This is a genomic window from Lentzea sp. NPDC051838, assembly GCF_040681245.1.
GTDB lineage: Bacteria > Actinomycetota > Actinomycetes > Mycobacteriales > Pseudonocardiaceae > Lentzea.
This window is the reverse complement of the sequence record NZ_JBFAYI010000033.1, coordinates 77,502-94,531: the sequence shown is the minus strand read 5'-3', so window position 1 is coordinate 94,531 and position 17,030 is coordinate 77,502. Positions and strand designations below refer to the sequence as shown.

Sequence of the window (17,030 nt, the reverse complement as noted above, 5' to 3'; positions counted from 1 at the left end):
TGCGTTGGTGGGGTGGGTCCCGTCACGAGTCGCGTCCGAGCGAGCCACACCCGAGGAGGGGTGTCAACTCGACGAAAAGCGTGTCGAGTTGACACCCCTCCTCGGGCGCGGCCAACGATCAGCCACGACTCGTGACGGGACCCACCCCCCCCGGTTTTTCTTGGCTAAGGGCAGCTCGGCTTCGCCTTCGCCAAGGCAACTCGGCTTCGCCTTCGCCACTGCAGCTCGCCTTCGCCTTCGCCAAGGCAACTCGGCTTCGCCTTCGCCACTGCAGCTCGCCTTCGGCGTCGCCAAGGCAGCTCGGCTACGCCTTCACCAAGGCAGCTCGGCTACGCCTTCACCAAGGCAGCTCGGCTTCGCCTTCGCCCCTGCCTCGGGCTTGAAAAGTGGTCGCTCTCGCTGGCGCTTGTTGCTTCCATCCCCTGGTGGACCTGGATGTTGTTGTGCTGTGGGTGCGGACGTCCTGGAGCAAGGCGTCTCGGGGTGGGGGTGGGGCCGCCTTGCGCAATGCTGCTGCTGAGGCGTTTGCGTTGCCTCATGGGCGGGCCGCTGTGCATCAGGTGACTCAGCACGAGGGGAACGGGTTCGCGCCGGTGTGGGGGGTCGAGCGCCGCTCGGTTGACCCTGATCGCCTTGAGTTGGTCGAGGAGGATGAGGTGTTGGCTGTGTTGTTGCGGGACACCATGCACGGAGCGCCTCGGCGGTGGCATCGGCCCTCGGCTGTGCGGTTGCGGCGTGGGGAGTGGGTTCGGTGGCGGATCAACCACCGGGTGGCTGGGTTGTGTGATGGCTCGTGGCACTACGAGTTGACCACGTTGAACCTGGCGTATGGGGGTGTGAGGGATCTGCGGGTGTTTCTTGGGGAGCCGACTCGGGTGGTGGATGAGCGGGCTCGGTTGAGCTAGGCGACTGCTTGGGCTGGGGCCGCGAAGGTGTTGCAGGCTGTGGTCGAGTTGGATTTGAAGCCTGTGCTTGCCCAGGTGGCCTGGTTGGCGGCTGTGCCGTGGGCGTTGTTTTCGGGCTTTTCCTCGACTGCGTACTGGAAGTCTTCCTGGGCCTGGCGGGCGAGGCTTGGGGTGATGGAGCCCTTGCCTGAGGCGCTGGTCAGGAACATGCCCGCGAAGCAGTTGGCTTGGAGCTCGATTCGGCGCGACATTTCCAGGCCCGCTGGGGTTTTCTCGCCCGCGTCGGTGATTTTGAGGTCGGCTGCGCGCAGGAGGCCGGTCAGGGCTTGGACGTGGTGGCCGTACTCGTGGCTGAGGGTGGCCAGGTGGGTGGCTGGGGCGTCGCCGCCGCCGTTGTCTCGCAGGCGGCTGGTGGGCATGTAGATGGTTCGGTTGCGGCCGCAGTAGTAGGCGACTGCGTGGTCGGATTCCGGGGCCGCGCCGCACGGGCCGTCTTTGAGGGTTGGCGAGGCGTCGAGGGTGGGCTTCTCGAAGGGCATGTTCGCGGAGGCGAGCAGAGGGCCCCAGGCTGCGTCCAGGCATTCGACGCCTGCCGCGTAGTAGGCGGCCAGTTGTTGGTCCGTGACGCCGAAGACCGGGAGCTGGCAGGTCACCGGGGGGATCGAGGCCGCGGTGATCAGGAACGGGTGGTCTGCCAGGCGGTAGACGGCTCGGGGGCGGACCGGGGTCGACGGCTCCGTCGAGGTTGAAGGTGACGGGGCTGGGCGGGAGCCTGCCAGGGCGTGGCCGGTGACCAGTCTGGGGCGGCTCAGTTGACCGATTCCGAGGACGAAGGCGACCACCAGCACGAACACGGCCCCGAGCATGACCGGGTTGTTCCTCGCTGGTTGGGTCACGTTTGCCCCTTTCGATCTAGGAGACTGAGCCTGCGTCCGCTGCCCAGGTGTTGCACTCGGAGGCCTTGTTCGAGCGGTAACCGCGGTCCACCCAGTTCGCGTTGTTCTCCGGGGTGCCGTGGTCCTTGGTGGGGTAGATGTCGTAGTCGCCTCGGTTGCCTGCGTCGGTCAGGCCTACACGGATTACATCTATCGGAACTGCGCCGTGCGACAAAGGGGCCAGGCTCATGCCGCCGAAGCAGGTGGCTTGCAGCTCCATCCGGCGGTTGAGGTCGAGGCCCTTCGGAGTATCCCACCCGCCCGCGTCGTACTGCGCGCGGTCCGACGCTTTGAGCATCCCGGTGAGCCACTGGATGTGGTGGCCGTACTCGTGGGCGAGCTGGCCCAGGTACTTGCCGGGGTGGTTCGGGTTGTTCGGGTTGCGTTCCGCGGCGTAGGCGTTGGCGGTCCAGTAGATGCCGCCCTGGCAGTAGCGCGCGGTCGAGTCCGGGCGCACGGTGCCGCACGGGTACTGCATCTGCTCGGTGACGACGTGCAGCTCAACCGGCTGGTAGGGCAGGTTGGCGGCGGCCAGGGCGGGCTTCCACATGCTTTCGATGCACGGGAGGGCGGCGCGCAGGAAGGCGTCCTGGCCCTGCGGGGAGTAGTCCATGGGCGGGAGCGGGCAGCCGCCGACGTTGTTCGCGCCGAAGTTCGGCTTCAGGAACGGGTGGTCGGCCAGGGCGTAGACGGCCTTCGGACCCACCGGGGTCGCCGGGGTGGACGGCGTGCGCGAGGCCGGGGCGCGCGACGTGGTCGTCGTCGCCGTCGTGGTCTCGGTGGTCGTCGTGTCGGCGAGGGTGGGGCTGTAGGTCGTGTAGTTCGAGTAGCCCGCGTCCTTGACGTTGCTGTTCATGGTCGCCGCGAAGACGCCCACCGCCCCGAGGCCGAGGATCACGACGCCGCCGAGGATCAGGGCGACGATCGGGCCGTTGCTCTTGGGACGGGGCGGCGGCATGACCGGGTACGGCGCGTAGCCACCGGGAGGCGTGCCCCAGGAGGGCTGCGGCGGTGGCATGACCGGGCGCGGGCCGGGTGGCGGGCCCCACTGCGGTGGCGGCGGGGCCTGCTGCGGCATGCCGTACGGAGGTGGCGGACCTTGAGGCGGACGCTGCCCGAGTGGTGCGGGCATGGGCGGAGGCCCGACCGGGCGTGGCGGTGGCCAGTTGCCCGGTGGCGGTGGTTGCGTCATCGCCTGAGGTCCCCCTATTGGTGAGCCTGGGTCGGGTACGAGCATATGCGGAGCGAGATCATGCGTCCCCCGACCGGGCTAACGCGTCCCGTCCACCTCTGTGAGACGCGCGGGACGGGGGATCGGTTCATGAGACGTCCGCTGAGCTCGCGGCCCAGGTGTTGCAGGCCTTGATGTCGTTCTGCTTGTGGCCGTGCATCACCCAACGGTTGTTGTTGGGCGCGCTGCCGTGGTCAGCCGGTGTGCGGTCGTAGTCGCCGCGTTGGCCGGCGTCCGACAGACCCATGTTCACGACGTCCATCGGGATGACGTTCTTGTGCGAGAAGGGTGCGAGCGTCATGCCGCCGAGGCACGTGGCTTGCAGCTCCTTGCGGCGGTTGAGGTCCAGGCCCTTCGCCGTGTCGAAGCCGCCGGCGTCGTACTGGGCCTCGCCCGCGGCCTTGAGGAAGCCCGCCAGCCACTGGATGTGGTGCCCGTACTCGTGGCTGAGCTGGCCCAGGTAGACGCCGGGGTGCCGGGTGCCGCCCTGTTCGTTCGCGTAGAAGCCCGCCGGCCAGTAGATGCCGCCCTGGCAGTAGCGCGCGGTCGCGTCCGTGCGGACCGTGCCGCACGGGTACTGCATCGGCGCGGTGACGAGGGTCAGTTCAACGGGCTGGTAGGGCAGGTTGGCGGCCTTCATCGCCGGCTCCCACGCCTTCTCGATGCACGGCAGCGCGGCGGACAGGAACGCCTCCTCGCCCGCCGGGTCGTAGCGCATGGGCGGCAACGGGCAGGAAGCGAAGTCGTTGGCACCGACGCCGGTGCTGAAGATCGGGTGGTCGGCGAGCCGGTAGACCGCCTTCGGGCCGGGCGGCTGCGTCGGCGTGGACTGCGCCTTCGTCGACGACGTGCGGGTGGCCGCCGTCGTCGTGGTCGTCGTGGTCTCGGTCGTCGTTGTGTAGGTGTAGGTGGGGCTATAGGTCGTGTAGCTCGAGTAGCCCGTGTCCTTCACCTTGCTGTTGAAGCTGGCCGCGAAGACGCCCACCGCGCCGAGGCCGAGGATCACCACGCCGCCCAGCACGAGGGCGAGGATCGGGCCGCTGCTGCTCCTGCGTGGCGGCGGCACCATCGGGTAGGGCGCGAAGCCCGGCTGGGGCTGGTGGCCCCAGGTGGGTTGCGGCGGAGGCATCACCGGGCGCGGTGGAGGAAGCGGTGCGCGGCCAGGAGGTGGGCCGTACGGCGGCGGGCTCATGGGTGGCGCGCCCATCGGAGGACGGCCTGGTGCGCCACCGGCCGGCGGTCCCATCGGCGGCGAGCTCACCGGTGGCGGACCGACCGGACGCGGCGGAACGGCGGGCGGCGGAACCACGGGGCGTGGCGCACCCCCAGGCGGTGGGCCCACTGGACGCATGGGCGACGGGCCCATCGGCGCTGGGCTCGTGGGCGGTGGTCCGTAGGGCGGCGGGCCCTGCGGACGGGCTCCGGGTGGGCGCTGCGGCATCGGCGGGCCGTACGGCGGTGGCGGGGGCACGGGTGGCTGGCCTACCGGGCGTGGTGGTGGTCGGTTGCCCGGTGGCGGTGGTTGCGTCATCGCCGTAAATCCCCCAGATGGCGTCTGTTCGAAAGTCCGCCGGAGCATATGAGGACTCCGCTATTGTCCGCAGCCGTGTTGAAGAACTGGGGAGTGGCGATCTTCGCCGCGGCCGCGCTGACGTCCACAACGGCTGTTGGCGCGCTCGCGCAGCCGCTTCCAGGCACGGTCAGCACCGAGGTCCGGATGAAGCTGGAGCGCGACTCCAAGCTGACCATCACCGAGACGGTTCACGTGCCGGACGGCAAGACCGTCGGCCGGACCGTCCCTTTGCGACTCGCCGTCGGCAACGACCTGGAGCGCCAGTACGAGGTCACCGACGCGAAGGTCGAGGGCAACGGCAAGGCGACGGTCACCGACGACCAGTTCAGCGTCAGGTTCGAGGGTGGCCAGGCCACGCTGACATACACGGTCGTCGGCGCAGTGGCCCCCGTCGGTGACGCGCTGGAGGTCCGCTGGCAGGTCGCGGGCGGCTGGGACACCGAGCTCGACAAGGTCGCCGTCACGTTCTCCGCGCCGGACTCGCCGACGTCGGTCAACTGCCTCGCCGGTCCGGTCGGGTCGTCGCAGCCGTGCACGAGCGCGGATCTCGCGGACGGCAAGGGCGTGCGGGCGCAGGAGATCAAGCTCGGCGCCGGCGAACGCGTCGACGTCGCGATCGGACTCTCGGCCGGTGTCGTGCCGCCGAACGCGGTCGTGGTCGAGCAGAACGGACTGGCCGCCGCGTTCGCGCTGACCCCGGTGAGCGGCATCGCGCTCGGCGGGCTGCTGATCCTCCTGCTCGGCGGTGTCGCGCTGCTCTGGTACCTCCGCGGCCGAGACGTCGCGGCACTGTCCAGCGAGGTCGGCGCGGTGTCCGTGCTGGTGCGCGACCAGAACGACAGGGTCGCGTTCGCCTCGCCGGACGGGGTGCTGCCCGGCCAGGTCGGCACGGTCGTCGACGAGCACGTGGACGTCGTCGACGTGACGGCCACGGTGATCGACCTCGCCGTCCGCAACTACCTCTGGATCGCCGAGACCGAGGGCCACGACTGGCAGATCGTGCGCCGCAACCCGGCCGACGAGTCGTTGTCCGGCTACGAGAAGGCCGTCTACGAAGCTCTTCTGCCGCAAGGGGCAGAGGCGGTGACGGTGTCGGAGCTGCGCGGCCGCGGGATCGACCTCGCGAGGGTCCGCGACGAGCTGTACACCGACGTCGTCGAGAAGCGCTGGTTCGTGCGCCGCCCCGACGCCGAGCGCAGCCTGTTCTGGTGGGTCGGCATCGGCATCGCGGTGCTCGGCGTGGTCGCCACGGTCGTGCTGGCGCTGACGATCGGCAACGCGCTGTTCGGCCTCGCGGTCGCGGTCGGTGGTGTCGCGCTGGCGTTCGGTGCCCGCTCGATGCCCGCCCGCACCAAGCGCGGCAGCGAACTGCTGGAACACGTCCGGGGCCTGCGCGGGTACCTGCACGGCGTGACGCCGAACGACGTCCCCGAAGACGACCGCGAGCTCGTGTTCTCCCGTTCGCTCCCGTACGCCGTGGTGCTCGGCGAGACCGAGCGCTGGCTCTCGACGTTCGGGCAGCAGGACCTCTATTGGTACGGGAACGCGTCCGACTTCCGCCGCAGCTTCCCCGCGTTCCTCGGGGCGCTGGACGGCGTGCTCGCCCAGGCGGGCCACCTGCGATCGCTCCGAGCGCCGAACCCGTAGGCTGGCGGGCATGGCCTCACCCGAACTGCACAGGTTCACGTTGCCCAACGGCCTGCGGGTGGTGCTCGCCCCCGACGCCAGCGCACCGGTCGTCGGCGTCAGCGTGCACTACGACGTCGGCTTCCGCTCCGAGCCGGAGGGGCGCACCGGTTTCGCGCACCTCTTCGAGCACCTCATGTTCCAGGGCAGCGAGAGCCTGGAGAAGCTGGCCCACTTCCGACATGTGCAGTCGTCGGGCGGCACGTTCAACGGGTCCACGCACCCGGACTACACGGACTACTACCAGGTGCTGCCGAGCGCGGCCCTGGAGCGGGCGCTGTTCCTCGAGGCCGACCGCATGCGCGCGCCGAAGATCACCGAGGAGAACCTCCGCAACCAGATCGACGTGGTGAAGGAGGAGATCCGGCTCAACGTGCTGAACCGCCCGTACGGCGGGTTCCCCTGGATCCTGCTGCCCGCGGTGCTGTTCAAGACGTTCGCCAACGCGCACAACGGCTACGGCGACTTCGTCGACCTGGAGAGCGCCACGGTCGACGACTGCGCGGAGTTCTTCGACACCTACTACTCGCCGGCGAACGCGGTGCTGACGGTCGCGGGCGACCTCGACGTCGAGGCCACGAAGACGTTGGTGGAGAAGCACTTCGGCGACGTGCCCTCCCGGCCGCGGCCGGAGCGCCCCTCGTTCGCCGAGCCCGCCCCGCAGGGCGAGGTGCGGCACGAGCACGGCGACGCGCTGGCCCCGCTGCCCGCGATCGCGATCGGCTACCGCGTCCCGGACCCGGTCACCGACATCGACGGCTACCTCGCGTACCTGGTGCTCGCCGGCGTGCTGACGGACGGCGACAGCTCGCGCCTGCAGCAGCGCCTCGTGCACCGCGAGGGCATCGTGATCGACCTGAACGCGGGCTGCGGCCTGTTCGGACCGCTCGAAGCGCGCGACCCGGACACGTTCAGCATCACCGCGATCCACACCCCCGAGGTCTCGCACGAGCAGGTCGTCGCGGCGATCGACGAGGAGCTGCAGAAGCTCGCGCAGGAGCCTCCGTCGGCAGAGGAACTCGCGAAGGTCACCGCCCGCTGGGCGTCGACCATGCACAAGGAGCACGACCGGCTGACGAACCGCACGCTGGGCCTCGGCTCCGCTGAGCTGCTGTTCGGCCGCGCCGAGCTGATCTACGAACTGCCCGAGCGGATCGCCTCGGTGACCGTGGACGAGGTGTCGGCGGCGGCCAAGGCGCTGCGCCCCGACGCCCGTGCCCTTCTTCTGATCAAGCCCACCGGAGGAGCCCAGTGACCTCGGCCAAGACCCACCGTTCCGCCGAGGAGATCGGACGCACCGAGGTAGGCCCGCGTCCGTTGCCGGAGCTGGGCTTCCAGAAGGCGGCGGCTGAGCTGTCCACTGTGGACACCACGCTGCCGAACGGCCTGCGCGTCATCGCGATTCGCCGCGCCACCGTGCCGATGGTCGAGGTGCGGCTGCGCGTCCCGTTCGCGGACCCGGCCGCGTCGAGCGTCGGCTCGCACCACTCGGCCCAGGCCGAGGTGCTCGCGAACACCGTGCTGACGGGTACGGCGACCCGGTCCCGCGTGCAGATCGACACCGAGCTGGCGCTGGTCGGCGGCGAGCTCGACTCCGTGGTCGACCCGGAGCGCCTGAGCTTCACCGGCAACGCGCTGGCCACCGGCCTCGGCACCGTGCTGGAAGTGCTGCGCGACGTGCTGACGTCCGCGGCGTACCCGGCCGACGAGCTGGAGCGCGAGCAGGCCCGCCTGGTCGAGCGCATCGCCCTCGCCCGGTCGCAGCCGAGCGTGATCGCGCGCGAGGCGCTGCAGAAGCTGCTCTACGGCGACCACCCGTACGCCAAGGAGATGCCGGAGGCCGACGAGGTCGCCGCCGTCACCCGCGACGACGTGCTCGCGTTGCACCGCAAGGCGTTGCTGCCGCGCGGCTCGGTCTTCGTGGTCGTCGGCGACGTCGACCCGGCTGCCGCGGTCGCTCAGATCGGTGACGCACTGGGCGCGTGGCAGGGCGAGGGCGAGGCCGTCCAGCTGCCGCCACTGCCCGCGGTCGAGGGTGGCGACGTGCTGCTGGTGCACCGCGCCGGTGCCGTGCAGTCGCAGATTCGCCTTGCCGCACAGGCGATTCCGCGCACCGACCCGCGTTACCCGGCGCTGCAGCTGGCGAACCTCGTGTACGGCGGGTTCTTCTCGTCGCGCCTGGTCGAGAACATCCGCGAGGACAAGGGCTACACCTACAGCGCCCGTTCGCACCCCGAGTTCACGGTCCACGGCGCGACGCTGCTGGTCGACGCGGACACGGCGTCCGACGTGACGGCGGCGGCGCTGCTGGAGACCCGCTACGAGCTCGCGCGCCTGGGCATGGTGCCGCCGTCGGAGTCCGAAGTGGACGTCGCCCGCAGCTACGCGATCGGCACGCTGCTCACCACGACGTCGTCGCAGTCCGGCCTGGCCTCGTTCCTGGTGAACCTCGTCGGTCTGGGCCTCGGCATCGACTGGCTGGTGGCGCACCCGCAGCGGCTGCAGGCGGTCACGCCGGAGCAGGTCGCCGCGGCGGCGCTGGAGTTCTTCGCTCCCGGCAACTTCACCGGCGTGCTGGTCGGTGACGCGGAGACGTTGAAGCCGAAGCTGTCCGCGCTGGGCGGGGTCTCGTTCCAGTGAGCTTCGACCTGGTCGCACTACCCGCGCTGTCGCGGTTCGCGATCGACCGGTGTGAGCCGTTGCGCGGCGACGACGAGAAGCTCGCCGCGCTCTGGCCCAAGGCCCGGATGATCGTCGTCGACACGCGCGGCCGCACGCTGGTCGCCGATCGAGGCACGCGCGTGGCCGACAGGCCCGCGCTCGACTTCGGCGATCAGCCGCCGGTGAACGCCGTCCTGCTGGGTGAGCAGGACGGCGTGGCGTACTTCGCCGTGCTGATGCCCGCCGAGGAAGGCGAGCAGGCTCCCGCGTCTCGTTCGTGGGCACCGCCGGCGCTCACCGACGAACCGCAGTGGCTCGACCTGCGGCAGTCCGGCGCCACTTTGGACGACATGTCGGCGGGGTTGTTCACGACCGCCGCGGCGTTGTTCCAGTGGCACCGGCTCGGCAAGTACTGCGCCAAGTGCGGTGCCAGGACGGTGCTGGAGAAGTCGGGCTGGACCAGCGTCTGCTCGGGCTGCGGGCGCGAGGAGTACCCGCGCACCGACGCCGCGGTGATCTGTCTCGTGCACGACGGCGCGGACCAGGTGCTGCTGGCGCGCGGTCCGGAGTGGCCGGAGGGCAGGTTCTCGGTGCTCGCCGGATTCGTCGAGGCGGGCGAGTCGCTGGAAGCCTGTGTCGCGCGGGAGATCTTCGAAGAGGTCGGCGTGACCGTGAAGGACATCCGCTACCTGGGCTCGCAGCCGTGGCCGTTCCCGCGGTCGCTGATGATCGGGTTCGAGGCCGTCGCGGATCCTTCCCAGCCGCTGAAGCTCGCCGACGGTGAGATCGCCGAGGCGAAGTGGGCCACGCGCGCCGACGTGCGGCAGGCGATCGAGGTCGCGGGCAGTGTTCCGGGCCTCGGGCTCGCCGGTGGCGCGTCGATCGCGTTCCGGATGCTGCAGAGCTGGGCGGGAGTCGTCTAGCCGGGTTGCGCCGATCGGAGTAATCCGGTGTGGTCTGGGTATGAGCAACCCGGAGCTGGAAGCACGCAACGCGGCGTTGCGCGGCCAGGTGGACACCATGCTGGCGAACCTCGAACGCCAGACCGCCCAGCTGAAGCAGGCCCAGGCCGAGGCGATGGCCAAGGTCGGCCGCGCGACCTCGCAGGACGGCCTGGTCGAGGTCACCGTCAACGCCGGCGGCATCGTCACCGGCGTCAGGTTCGCCCCGGCCGCGTTCGAGCGGAGCACGCCGGAGAAGCTGGGCCAGAGCGTCGTGACGACGATCCAGCAGGCCGCTCTCTCAGCGCGGGAGCAGGCCGACGCCGCGCTCGCGCCGTACCAGCAGGGCATCCCCGACCTGCCGGACCTCTTCCCCGGCATGCCGTCGTTGAAGGACCTCATCCCGACGCCGCCGCCGATCGTCCAGTCGCAACCGCAGCAGAGCGACGACGAGCCGCCGGAGTCCTTCATGGACCGTCGAGGGGGCCAGTGGTGACCGGCGGCTTCGAGGTAGACCCCACGGCACTGCGCTCGGCGTCGCCGAAGTTCTCGGCGGCAGGAGACAAGCTGCAGACCGCCTGGGACGCGCTGCGGGGCGTTCTGGACGCCAACAACGGCTGCTGGGGCGGCGACGACGCGGGCAAGGAGTTCGCCAAGTCCTACCTGCCGCTCGCTGACCAGGCGCGCCAGGCGTTCCCCGCGCTCACCGAAGGCATCCACTCGATCCGCTCAGGCCTGGACGCCTCGGCCGACACCTGGGAAGCCGTCGACCACGGTGGCGCCAAGTCGTTGGGAGGAAAGTGAGTCATGGGCATCGAGATCCCGGGCGCGGTCCAGTGGCTCACCCCGATCGTGGTCGGCGCGGACTGGCCGGAAGGCGACGAGACCAAGCTGCGCGCGATGCGGGACGCGTGGCAGGCCGCCGCGAAGTCGGTAGGAGAGGTGATCGGCGACGGCAACGGCGCGTCGTCGGCCGCGCTGGGCTGCATGAGCGGACAGACGGCGGAGAAGTTCAAGGAGTACTGGCAGAAGTACACCGAGGGTGACGCGTACCTGGTCAACCTCCAGCAGATCTGCGCCGACCTCGCGTCAGGCTGCGACAACGCGGCGCTGGGCATCGAGTACACGAAGCTCAGCATCATCGCCGCCCTGATCATCCTGGCCGCGCAGATCGCGGCGATGATCGCCTCGGCGGTGGCGACGTTCGGCGCCTCGACCGCCGGCATCCCGATCGCGCAGGCGGCGACCCAGCTCACCGTCCGGATGGTCTTCCAGCAGCTCGTGCGGCAGATCATCATCAACGTCGCGATCAACGTCGGCGTCGACGCGGCCATCCAGACCCTCCAGTTCGCCACGGGTGAGCGGAAGTCCTGGGACGTCAGCAAGACCGTCGACGCGGGCATCGCGGGTGTCGCCGCCGGTGTCGCGTCGGCAGGGGTCGGTATGGCCAGCCCGCTCGGTGGCACGAGCAAGAACTTCGTCCAGTCCGCCGCGACCGGTGCGGTGGAAGGCGCCGTCGCGGGTGCGGCCGGCAACGTGCTGAACAACGTCGCGCACGGCAAGGTCAGCGGGGAGGACTTCCTCAGCGCGGCGGTGTCCGGCGCCACCTCGGGCAGCGTCGGCGGCGCGATCGGCGGGATGCAGACGCGCCACGAGGGACTTTCGCAGACCTGGGAGACCGGCACGTCGCCGGACGGCCAGTACACGGCGGGCGCGAACACCCAGGGCCACGCCTTCCAGACGCCTGACGGGTCGACCGTCCGCGCGAACACCGACACCAATCCGCACGAGGGCGGCTGGCGCTCGGAGAACGCAGGCAAGTACATCCCGAGCGACGGCGGGCCGAACAACGTCAACGACCCCGAGGACAGCGACTACCAGGTCAAGTCCTCGGCGAACCCGCCACGGATGGTCGGCCATCTCGATCTGCCCGACCCTCCGCCTCGGAAGTAGTCAGCGCCAGGGCTGCCAGCCGGGGATCGGGGCGTGATCCGCACGGGTCTCGCCCCAGTCCGGGCTGGAGGCCGGCAGAACGTTGAGCTCCGCGATGCGCATGCGTTTGCGCACCCGCCACCAGTCGGCCAGCAGCCACGCGGTCAGCGGCACCGTGACCAGGATGCCGCCCCAGCCGATCGGGGCGATGTAGAGGAACATCCAGGCGAAGCTGCAGGAGACCGACGCCACGAACAGTCGCCACCCGATGCCGACGGTCTTGTAGTTGCTGCGGTCCAACCCGGTCGTCCGGCGCACGGCCCACAGACGAAGCTCGCGCCACTCCTCGATCGACATCTGCGTGCGCACGCCTGGGATCTGCTGTCGCGACTTGATCAGCTCTGCGAGCGCACCTGGTTGTGCCAAGGGCAGAACCCACTGCTGCGGCTGTGCGACCAGACGCAGCATCGGGCTGTCGCCGACGAGCATTCTGATCCCACCGGGAACGGGCCAGGCGTGCAGGCCCGATGAGGTGCCCGGCTGGACCAGCGTCAGGTCGCCGATCCACATCGCCTGCGGGTACACGCCACCGTCGTGCGACTTGTTCAGCTTGTGCACCAGTCGATCGCGCTGCACGTACAGCGACGCACCGTTGCGCAGTGGCACCCGCACCTCGACGTTGCGACCGAGGTTGGCGCCCAGCCGGAACATCCGCCCACCGAGGTACCCCAGCAGCGGGCCCGTCACCAGCAGGACCGGGATCCAGAGGTAGCCGCCTGAGCCGATCATCCAGAACACGCTGAGCGGCACCGGGAGGAGTGCGACCCGGCCCCAGGTTCGCGGCACGTTCCGGTTCAGCACCCACACCACAGCCGCGACAACGGGAACCGTGAGCACGACCCACGGGACGCGAGGTGTGGTGAGCAGTGCGATCGTAGGCGGCACAACGGTTCCGGCCAGCGCGAGCGTTGCGCCGACCAGCCACCGCACCGCGAGGGGCGGCCCGGTGAGTGACGTGGAGGGGCCCTCGACCGGCGTGGTCCGATCACCGGTCGGCGGTGGAGCCTGGCCCACCTCGGGGAAGTGGCCGTCCGTCCGCGTGGTGGGTTGCGAGTGCACGTCGGGCAGGCCGGAGACGCGGGACCGCACCAGCGAGACGAACCTCTGCGGCTCGTCGACCGGCAGCACCTGCTCGCCTCTCGTGGTTCGCAGCACCACGACGTCGCCTTCGGGCACGGGCAGTCCGCGACCATCGGTCAACGTGATCCACGGTGCCTCGCCGGGTACCGAGGCTCTGGTGCTGATGCCGAGGAGGTCGTTGAAGCCGTAGGACACCTTCGTCGGCCCGCTGGAGGCCAGTCGTCCACCGCCCGACACCGCGGTGATCTCCAGGCCGTTGCTCGTGACCTCGACCGCGTCCGAGTACCAGCTGGGCCTCGGGTCCACTCTGAACTCGAACAGCACCTTGCCGGGCGCGCGTTTCGACACCAGGTGGGCGAGGTACATCGCGGCGAACGGGAAGACGAACAGGATCGGCATGTTGACCGCGGGCGACTTGCTGCCCACGACGATCACGGCCGTGATCGCGATGACGAAGGAGACGCCCAGCGCGACGAAGGGCCAGTGGTGCGGTTTCACGACCTCATCCTGGCAGCGGACGGTCGTCGACGACGTGCTTCATGACCACGGTTGACCTCATCTGACGAACGCCGGGCAGCTTTACGAGGTGCTCGTCGTAGAGCTGTTGGTAGGCGGCGAGGTCGGTGGTGGCGATGCGCAGGAGGTAGTCAGGTTCGCCGAAAAGTCGTTGCGCCTGAAGGACGTTCGGGATGGCGGCGACGGCTCGTTCGAAGTCGGCGACCGTGCTCTCGTTCTCCCAGTGGACGGTGGCGAACGCGAGGGCCTCGAAGTTGAGGCCCACCGCGGCCGGGTCGACGACGGCTCGGTAGCCGCGGATCGCGCCGTCGCGTTCGAGGTCGCGCAGGCGGCGGTGGCACGGGGAGATGCTCAGGTTCACCCGCGCGGCCAGGTCGGTGACGGTCAGCCTGCCGTCCTGCTGGAGCTCGGCAAGAATCTGTCGGTCGACGGCGTCCATGGGCACATTCTTCCCCCAAAGGCTCGTGAACAGGGGTAAAGACGGGAACACCTTCGGGCGGTTGCTTCCTAGCCTTTCGGGTATGGAACTCGGCACGGTGATGGCGTTCCTGGCGGTGGACTTCCTGCTGGTCCTGACGCCGGGAGCGGACTGGGCGTACGCGATCGCGGCAGGGCTGCGCGGCAGGTTCGTGCTGCCCGCGGTGCTCGGCCTGGTCGCCGGGTACGCGGGCTACACGCTGCTCGCGGTGGCCGGGCTGGTGGTGGTCGTCGCGAGCTCGAAAGGGCTGCTCACCGCGTTGACCGTGGCCGGAGCCGCCTACCTGGTGTGGCTGGGCTGGGGAACGTTGGCGCGTCCCGCGAGTCCTGGTGCCGCGGCGGAACTGGCGGCGTCGCCGGGGCGGGTGGTGCTGCGGGGTGTGGGGATCAGCGGGTTGAACCCCAAAGCGATGTTGATGTTCGTGTCGTTGTTCCCGCAGTTCATCGACCCGGCCGGGGCATGGCCGGTGGCGGTGCAGACCGCGGTGCTCGGCGCGGTGCACATGGCGTTGTGCGCAGCGGTTTACCTCGGGGTCGGGGTGTTCGCGAAGGCCGTGCTGACCACCCGTCCGGGGGTGGCGCGGGTGGTGTCGCGGGTCAGCGGGGCGATGATGATCGGCATCGGCGGGGTGTTGCTCGTGGAGCGGATGGTCGGGTGAGCGCGTGGACGTGCGGGAGCGGATTCAGAGCAGTTTCGACAAACAGGGGTTGATGGCTCACCTCGGCGCGCGGCTCGGCGAGGTCGTGCCCGGCCGGGTGCACATCCTGCTGCCGGCACGCGCCGAGGTGACGCAGCAGAACGGGTACTTCCACGCCGGTGCCACCAGCGCGATCGCGGACAGCGCCGGTGGGTACGCGGCGTTCACGGTGTTTCCCGACGACACCTCCGTGCTCACCGTCGAGTTCAAGATCAACCTGTTGTCGCCGGCCGTGGGCGAGCACCTGGAGGCCGTCGGGACGGTGTTGAAGCCCGGCAGGACGTTGACGGTGTGCCGGCTCGACGTCTTCGCGGTGCGAGGAGAAGAACGCAAGCTGGTCGCGGCCGGGCAGCAGACGCTCATTCAGGTCGACGCGCGGCCCGACCGCTGACCCAGGATTCGTAGCTGTGCCAGCCGACCTCGGGGAACTCGGCGTGCAGTGCCGCGAGGTCGAGGTCCAGGCCGATCTCAGTGTGGTGGCGGAACATCGCGGCCAGGTCGGCCGAGTACTTCTCCGCCTGTGCCAACGGGATCTGGACGAACTCGGTGCCGCGAACCGCCGCCATCTCCTGGCCGGTGCGGCGGTCGCTCGCGATGTCGATGCGCCGGTTGCGGAAGCGGTCCGGTTGCTCGAACGCCAGCACGGCCATGGCGGCGATGTCCTCGGGTGCGATGAGGAACAGCTCGAGGTCGGGCGGGATCGGCAACGCGACCGGGCCTTCGCGGCCCATGAACGCGGCGGGTCCCAGCACTGTCCAGTGTGGATGGTGAGCGGCCAGGTGGCGTTCGATCTCGGCTTTGGTGTCGAAGTGCGGGATGCCGGTGCCGCGATCGGCGTTGGTGGCCGAGGTGAAGACGACGTGCGGGACGTGCCGGGCGGCGTCCACGGCGGCTTTGCCCTGCGCCACCTCACGAGGGTCGCTGAGCGGGGTCATGAGGAACACGCCGTCGACGCCCTGGAAAGCGTGGCGCAGTGATGCGGGGTCGTTGAAGTCGCCGTGAACGTCGTTGGCGTGCTTGGGGTTCCGGGTGACGCGGCGGACGTCGTGGCCACGTGACGACAGGAGCCGGGCGACGGCACCGCCCTGGGTACCGGTCGCGCCGGTGACTGCGATCTTCACCGAGCGATCCTGGAGACGTAGCCGTCGGGGCGCACGGTGGCTTCGGCGCCGTCCAGCACGATGCTGGTGCCCTTGCCGTCGGAGAGGTCGAGACCGGGGACGAACGTGCCCGCGAGCGGGTGGTCGCACGAGGTGTCGTAACGGATGTCGGTGCCCTGGATCATCGCGCCGAGGTGGCGTTTGACCTCGGGCAGGTCGAGCAGGTCGCTGACGATCGCGTGCAGCTCGCGCGAGTGCGGGTCCGGCCGGGTGAGCGCGACCTGGGCCATCGTGTTGCGCAGCACGCGTTCCGCGACCGGGTGGCGTTCGGCGGTGTAGGTGTCGATCAGCGCGGAGTCGCCGGTGGCGAGCTTCCAGCCGAGGTTGAGCGCGTCCTGCAGGCCCAGGTTGAGGCCCTGGCCGCCGAACGGTGAGTGGACGTGGGCCGCGTCGCCCGCGAGCAGGACGTTGCCGCGGCGGTAGGTGGTGGCCTGGCGGGTGTTGTCGGTCCAGACCGTGGCGGTGTGGACGGCCGTGATGCGGACGTCGCGGCCGCTCACCCTGCGCAGGGCGGCTTCGAGGGCATCGCGGGTCACGTCGCGGGTCGCGGGTGGGCCGTCGAACTCCATCAGCATGATCCGGCCCTTGAGCGGACCGAACGCGTGCACGCCGGCCGGGGTTCGGTGCCAGCCGAGCGGCAGGTCGCCCTCCAGGTCGACGATCGCCTGGTAGCCGGTGAGGGTCGGGTCGGTGCCGGGGAAGTCGAAGCCGGCGAGCTTGCGGACGGCACTGCGGCCGCCGTCGCAACCGACTACGTACTCGGTGCCGAGGTCGAGTGACGTGACCTCGACGCTGCGGCGGATCTCGACGCCGAGTTCGAGGGCGCGGGCTTCGAGGATTCGTTCGAGTGCTTGCTGGGTCAGCATGACGAGCGGCAGACCGTCCAGTTTGAACAGTCCGGCGAAGTGACCGGTGGCGCCGGTGGGGCGCCATGCGAGGCCTTCCGCTTCGGCCGCACTGACGGCGTCGATCGCTGGACCGAAGCCGCGCATCGCGAGCATCTGGTACGTGCGGCCGCTGATCATCTGGGCCTTGATGGTGTCGGCCTGGGAGGTGAGGCGTTCGAGCACGGTGGTGCGCACGCCTTGGAGGGCGAGCTCGGTGGCGAGCAGGAGGCCGACGGGGCCTGCGCCGACGACGGTGACGTCCCCAGAGGTTTTCATGCTCAACATTTG

The 17,030-nt window shown here is 70.0% G+C and carries 16 protein-coding genes; 9 read left to right on the top strand and 7 right to left on the bottom strand.

The features are described from left to right. Positions 1-901 precede the first annotated feature (901 nt). The 3 genes from AB0M24_RS40595 to AB0M24_RS40585 all read right to left on the bottom strand — a co-directional run bounded on the left by AB0M24_RS40595 (position 902) and on the right by AB0M24_RS40585 (position 4,200). Positions 902-1,759 (bottom strand): neutral zinc metallopeptidase, encoded by an 858-nt coding sequence (locus tag AB0M24_RS40595; protein WP_363779149.1) that lies wholly within the window; start codon positions 1,757-1,759, stop codon positions 902-904. A gap of 58 nt (positions 1,760-1,817) precedes the next feature. Then, positions 1,818-2,972, bottom strand: coding sequence for a neutral zinc metallopeptidase (locus AB0M24_RS40590; protein WP_363779147.1), 1,155 nt, complete (start codon positions 2,970-2,972; stop codon positions 1,818-1,820). Positions 2,973-3,159: 187 nt separating this feature from the next. Continuing rightward, positions 3,160-4,200 (bottom strand): neutral zinc metallopeptidase, encoded by a 1,041-nt coding sequence (locus tag AB0M24_RS40585; RefSeq protein WP_363779145.1) that lies wholly within the window; start codon positions 4,198-4,200, stop codon positions 3,160-3,162. 477 nt (positions 4,201-4,677) lie between these two features. On the opposite strand from AB0M24_RS40585, the gene AB0M24_RS40580 reads away from it, so the two are divergent. Genes AB0M24_RS40580 through AB0M24_RS40550 form a run of 7 tightly spaced genes read left to right on the top strand, consistent with a single transcriptional unit; the run spans position 4,678 to position 11,885 of the window. Further along, entirely contained in the window at positions 4,678-6,291 is a 1,614-nt protein-coding gene (locus AB0M24_RS40580) for a DUF2207 domain-containing protein (protein ID WP_363779143.1), read from the top strand. A gap of 10 nt (positions 6,292-6,301) precedes the next feature. After that, positions 6,302-7,585 carry a pitrilysin family protein gene (locus tag AB0M24_RS40575; RefSeq protein WP_363779141.1) on the top strand — a complete coding sequence of 428 codons (1,284 nt, stop codon included), beginning with the start codon at positions 6,302-6,304 and terminating at the stop codon, positions 7,583-7,585. After that, the gene (locus tag AB0M24_RS40570) at positions 7,582-8,970 is read left to right on the top strand and encodes a pitrilysin family protein (protein WP_363779139.1); all 1,389 of its coding nucleotides are present in this window, start codon (positions 7,582-7,584) and stop codon (positions 8,968-8,970) included. The genes AB0M24_RS40575 and AB0M24_RS40570 overlap by 4 nt, the downstream gene beginning before the upstream one ends. Then, positions 8,967-9,914 carry an NAD(+) diphosphatase gene (gene nudC / locus AB0M24_RS40565; protein WP_363779137.1) on the top strand — a complete coding sequence of 316 codons (948 nt, stop codon included), beginning with the start codon at positions 8,967-8,969 and terminating at the stop codon, positions 9,912-9,914. Before AB0M24_RS40570 ends, nudC begins: the two co-directional genes overlap by 4 nt. A 40-nt stretch (positions 9,915-9,954) precedes the next feature. Then, positions 9,955-10,428 (top strand): YbaB/EbfC family nucleoid-associated protein, encoded by a 474-nt coding sequence (locus tag AB0M24_RS40560; protein WP_363779135.1) that lies wholly within the window; start codon positions 9,955-9,957, stop codon positions 10,426-10,428. Then, entirely contained in the window at positions 10,425-10,736 is a 312-nt protein-coding gene (locus tag AB0M24_RS40555) for a WXG100 family type VII secretion target (protein WP_363779134.1), read from the top strand. The genes AB0M24_RS40560 and AB0M24_RS40555 overlap by 4 nt, the downstream gene beginning before the upstream one ends. A 3-nt stretch (positions 10,737-10,739) precedes the next feature. Beyond that, positions 10,740-11,885 carry a hypothetical protein gene (locus AB0M24_RS40550; RefSeq protein ID WP_363779132.1) on the top strand — a complete coding sequence of 382 codons (1,146 nt, stop codon included), beginning with the start codon at positions 10,740-10,742 and terminating at the stop codon, positions 11,883-11,885. Here AB0M24_RS40550 and AB0M24_RS40545 read toward each other — a convergent pair whose 3' ends face one another. Next, positions 11,886-13,502, bottom strand: a complete 1,617-nt coding sequence (locus AB0M24_RS40545; RefSeq protein ID WP_363779130.1) for a hypothetical protein — start codon at positions 13,500-13,502, stop codon at positions 11,886-11,888. Between the two features lie 4 nt (positions 13,503-13,506). After that, on the bottom strand, positions 13,507-13,959 hold the full coding sequence (locus AB0M24_RS40540; protein WP_363779128.1) for an Lrp/AsnC family transcriptional regulator: 453 nt from the start codon (positions 13,957-13,959) through the stop codon (positions 13,507-13,509). Between the two features lie 82 nt (positions 13,960-14,041). On the opposite strand from AB0M24_RS40540, the gene AB0M24_RS40535 reads away from it, so the two are divergent. Continuing rightward, positions 14,042-14,656, top strand: a complete 615-nt coding sequence (locus AB0M24_RS40535) for a LysE family translocator (RefSeq protein ID WP_363779126.1) — start codon at positions 14,042-14,044, stop codon at positions 14,654-14,656. A gap of 4 nt (positions 14,657-14,660) precedes the next feature. Further along, positions 14,661-15,086 carry a PaaI family thioesterase gene (locus tag AB0M24_RS40530; protein ID WP_363779124.1) on the top strand — a complete coding sequence of 142 codons (426 nt, stop codon included), beginning with the start codon at positions 14,661-14,663 and terminating at the stop codon, positions 15,084-15,086. Here the strand turns inward: AB0M24_RS40530 and AB0M24_RS40525 are convergent. Beyond that, positions 15,055-15,816, bottom strand: coding sequence for an NmrA family NAD(P)-binding protein (locus AB0M24_RS40525; protein ID WP_363779122.1), 762 nt, complete (start codon positions 15,814-15,816; stop codon positions 15,055-15,057). The two genes, AB0M24_RS40530 and AB0M24_RS40525, sit on opposite strands and share 32 nt — an antisense overlap. After that, positions 15,813-17,018 (bottom strand): FAD-dependent monooxygenase, encoded by a 1,206-nt coding sequence (locus AB0M24_RS40520; RefSeq protein ID WP_363779120.1) that lies wholly within the window; start codon positions 17,016-17,018, stop codon positions 15,813-15,815. The genes AB0M24_RS40525 and AB0M24_RS40520 overlap by 4 nt, the downstream gene beginning before the upstream one ends. Positions 17,019-17,030: the final 12 nt, after the last annotated feature.

Excerpts from the sequence above, each read along its gene's own strand:
- AB0M24_RS40590 (WP_363779147.1), bottom strand. The coding sequence starts at position 2,972 with ATGCCCGCACCACTCGGGCAGCGTCCGCCTCAAGGTCCGCCACCTCCG.
- AB0M24_RS40585 (WP_363779145.1), bottom strand. The coding sequence starts at position 4,200 with ATGCCTCCGCCGCAACCCACCTGGGGCCACCAGCCCCAGCCGGGCTTC.
- AB0M24_RS40575 (WP_363779141.1), top strand. The coding sequence starts at position 6,302 with ATGGCCTCACCCGAACTGCACAGGTTCACGTTGCCCAACGGCCTGCGG.
- AB0M24_RS40560 (WP_363779135.1), top strand. The coding sequence starts at position 9,955 with ATGAGCAACCCGGAGCTGGAAGCACGCAACGCGGCGTTGCGCGGCCAG.
- AB0M24_RS40550 (WP_363779132.1), top strand. The coding sequence starts at position 10,740 with ATGGGCATCGAGATCCCGGGCGCGGTCCAGTGGCTCACCCCGATCGTG.
- AB0M24_RS40540 (WP_363779128.1), bottom strand. The coding sequence starts at position 13,959 with ATGGACGCCGTCGACCGACAGATTCTTGCCGAGCTCCAGCAGGACGGC.
- AB0M24_RS40535 (WP_363779126.1), top strand. The coding sequence starts at position 14,042 with ATGGAACTCGGCACGGTGATGGCGTTCCTGGCGGTGGACTTCCTGCTG.
- AB0M24_RS40520 (WP_363779120.1), bottom strand. The coding sequence starts at position 17,018 with ATGAAAACCTCTGGGGACGTCACCGTCGTCGGCGCAGGCCCCGTCGGC.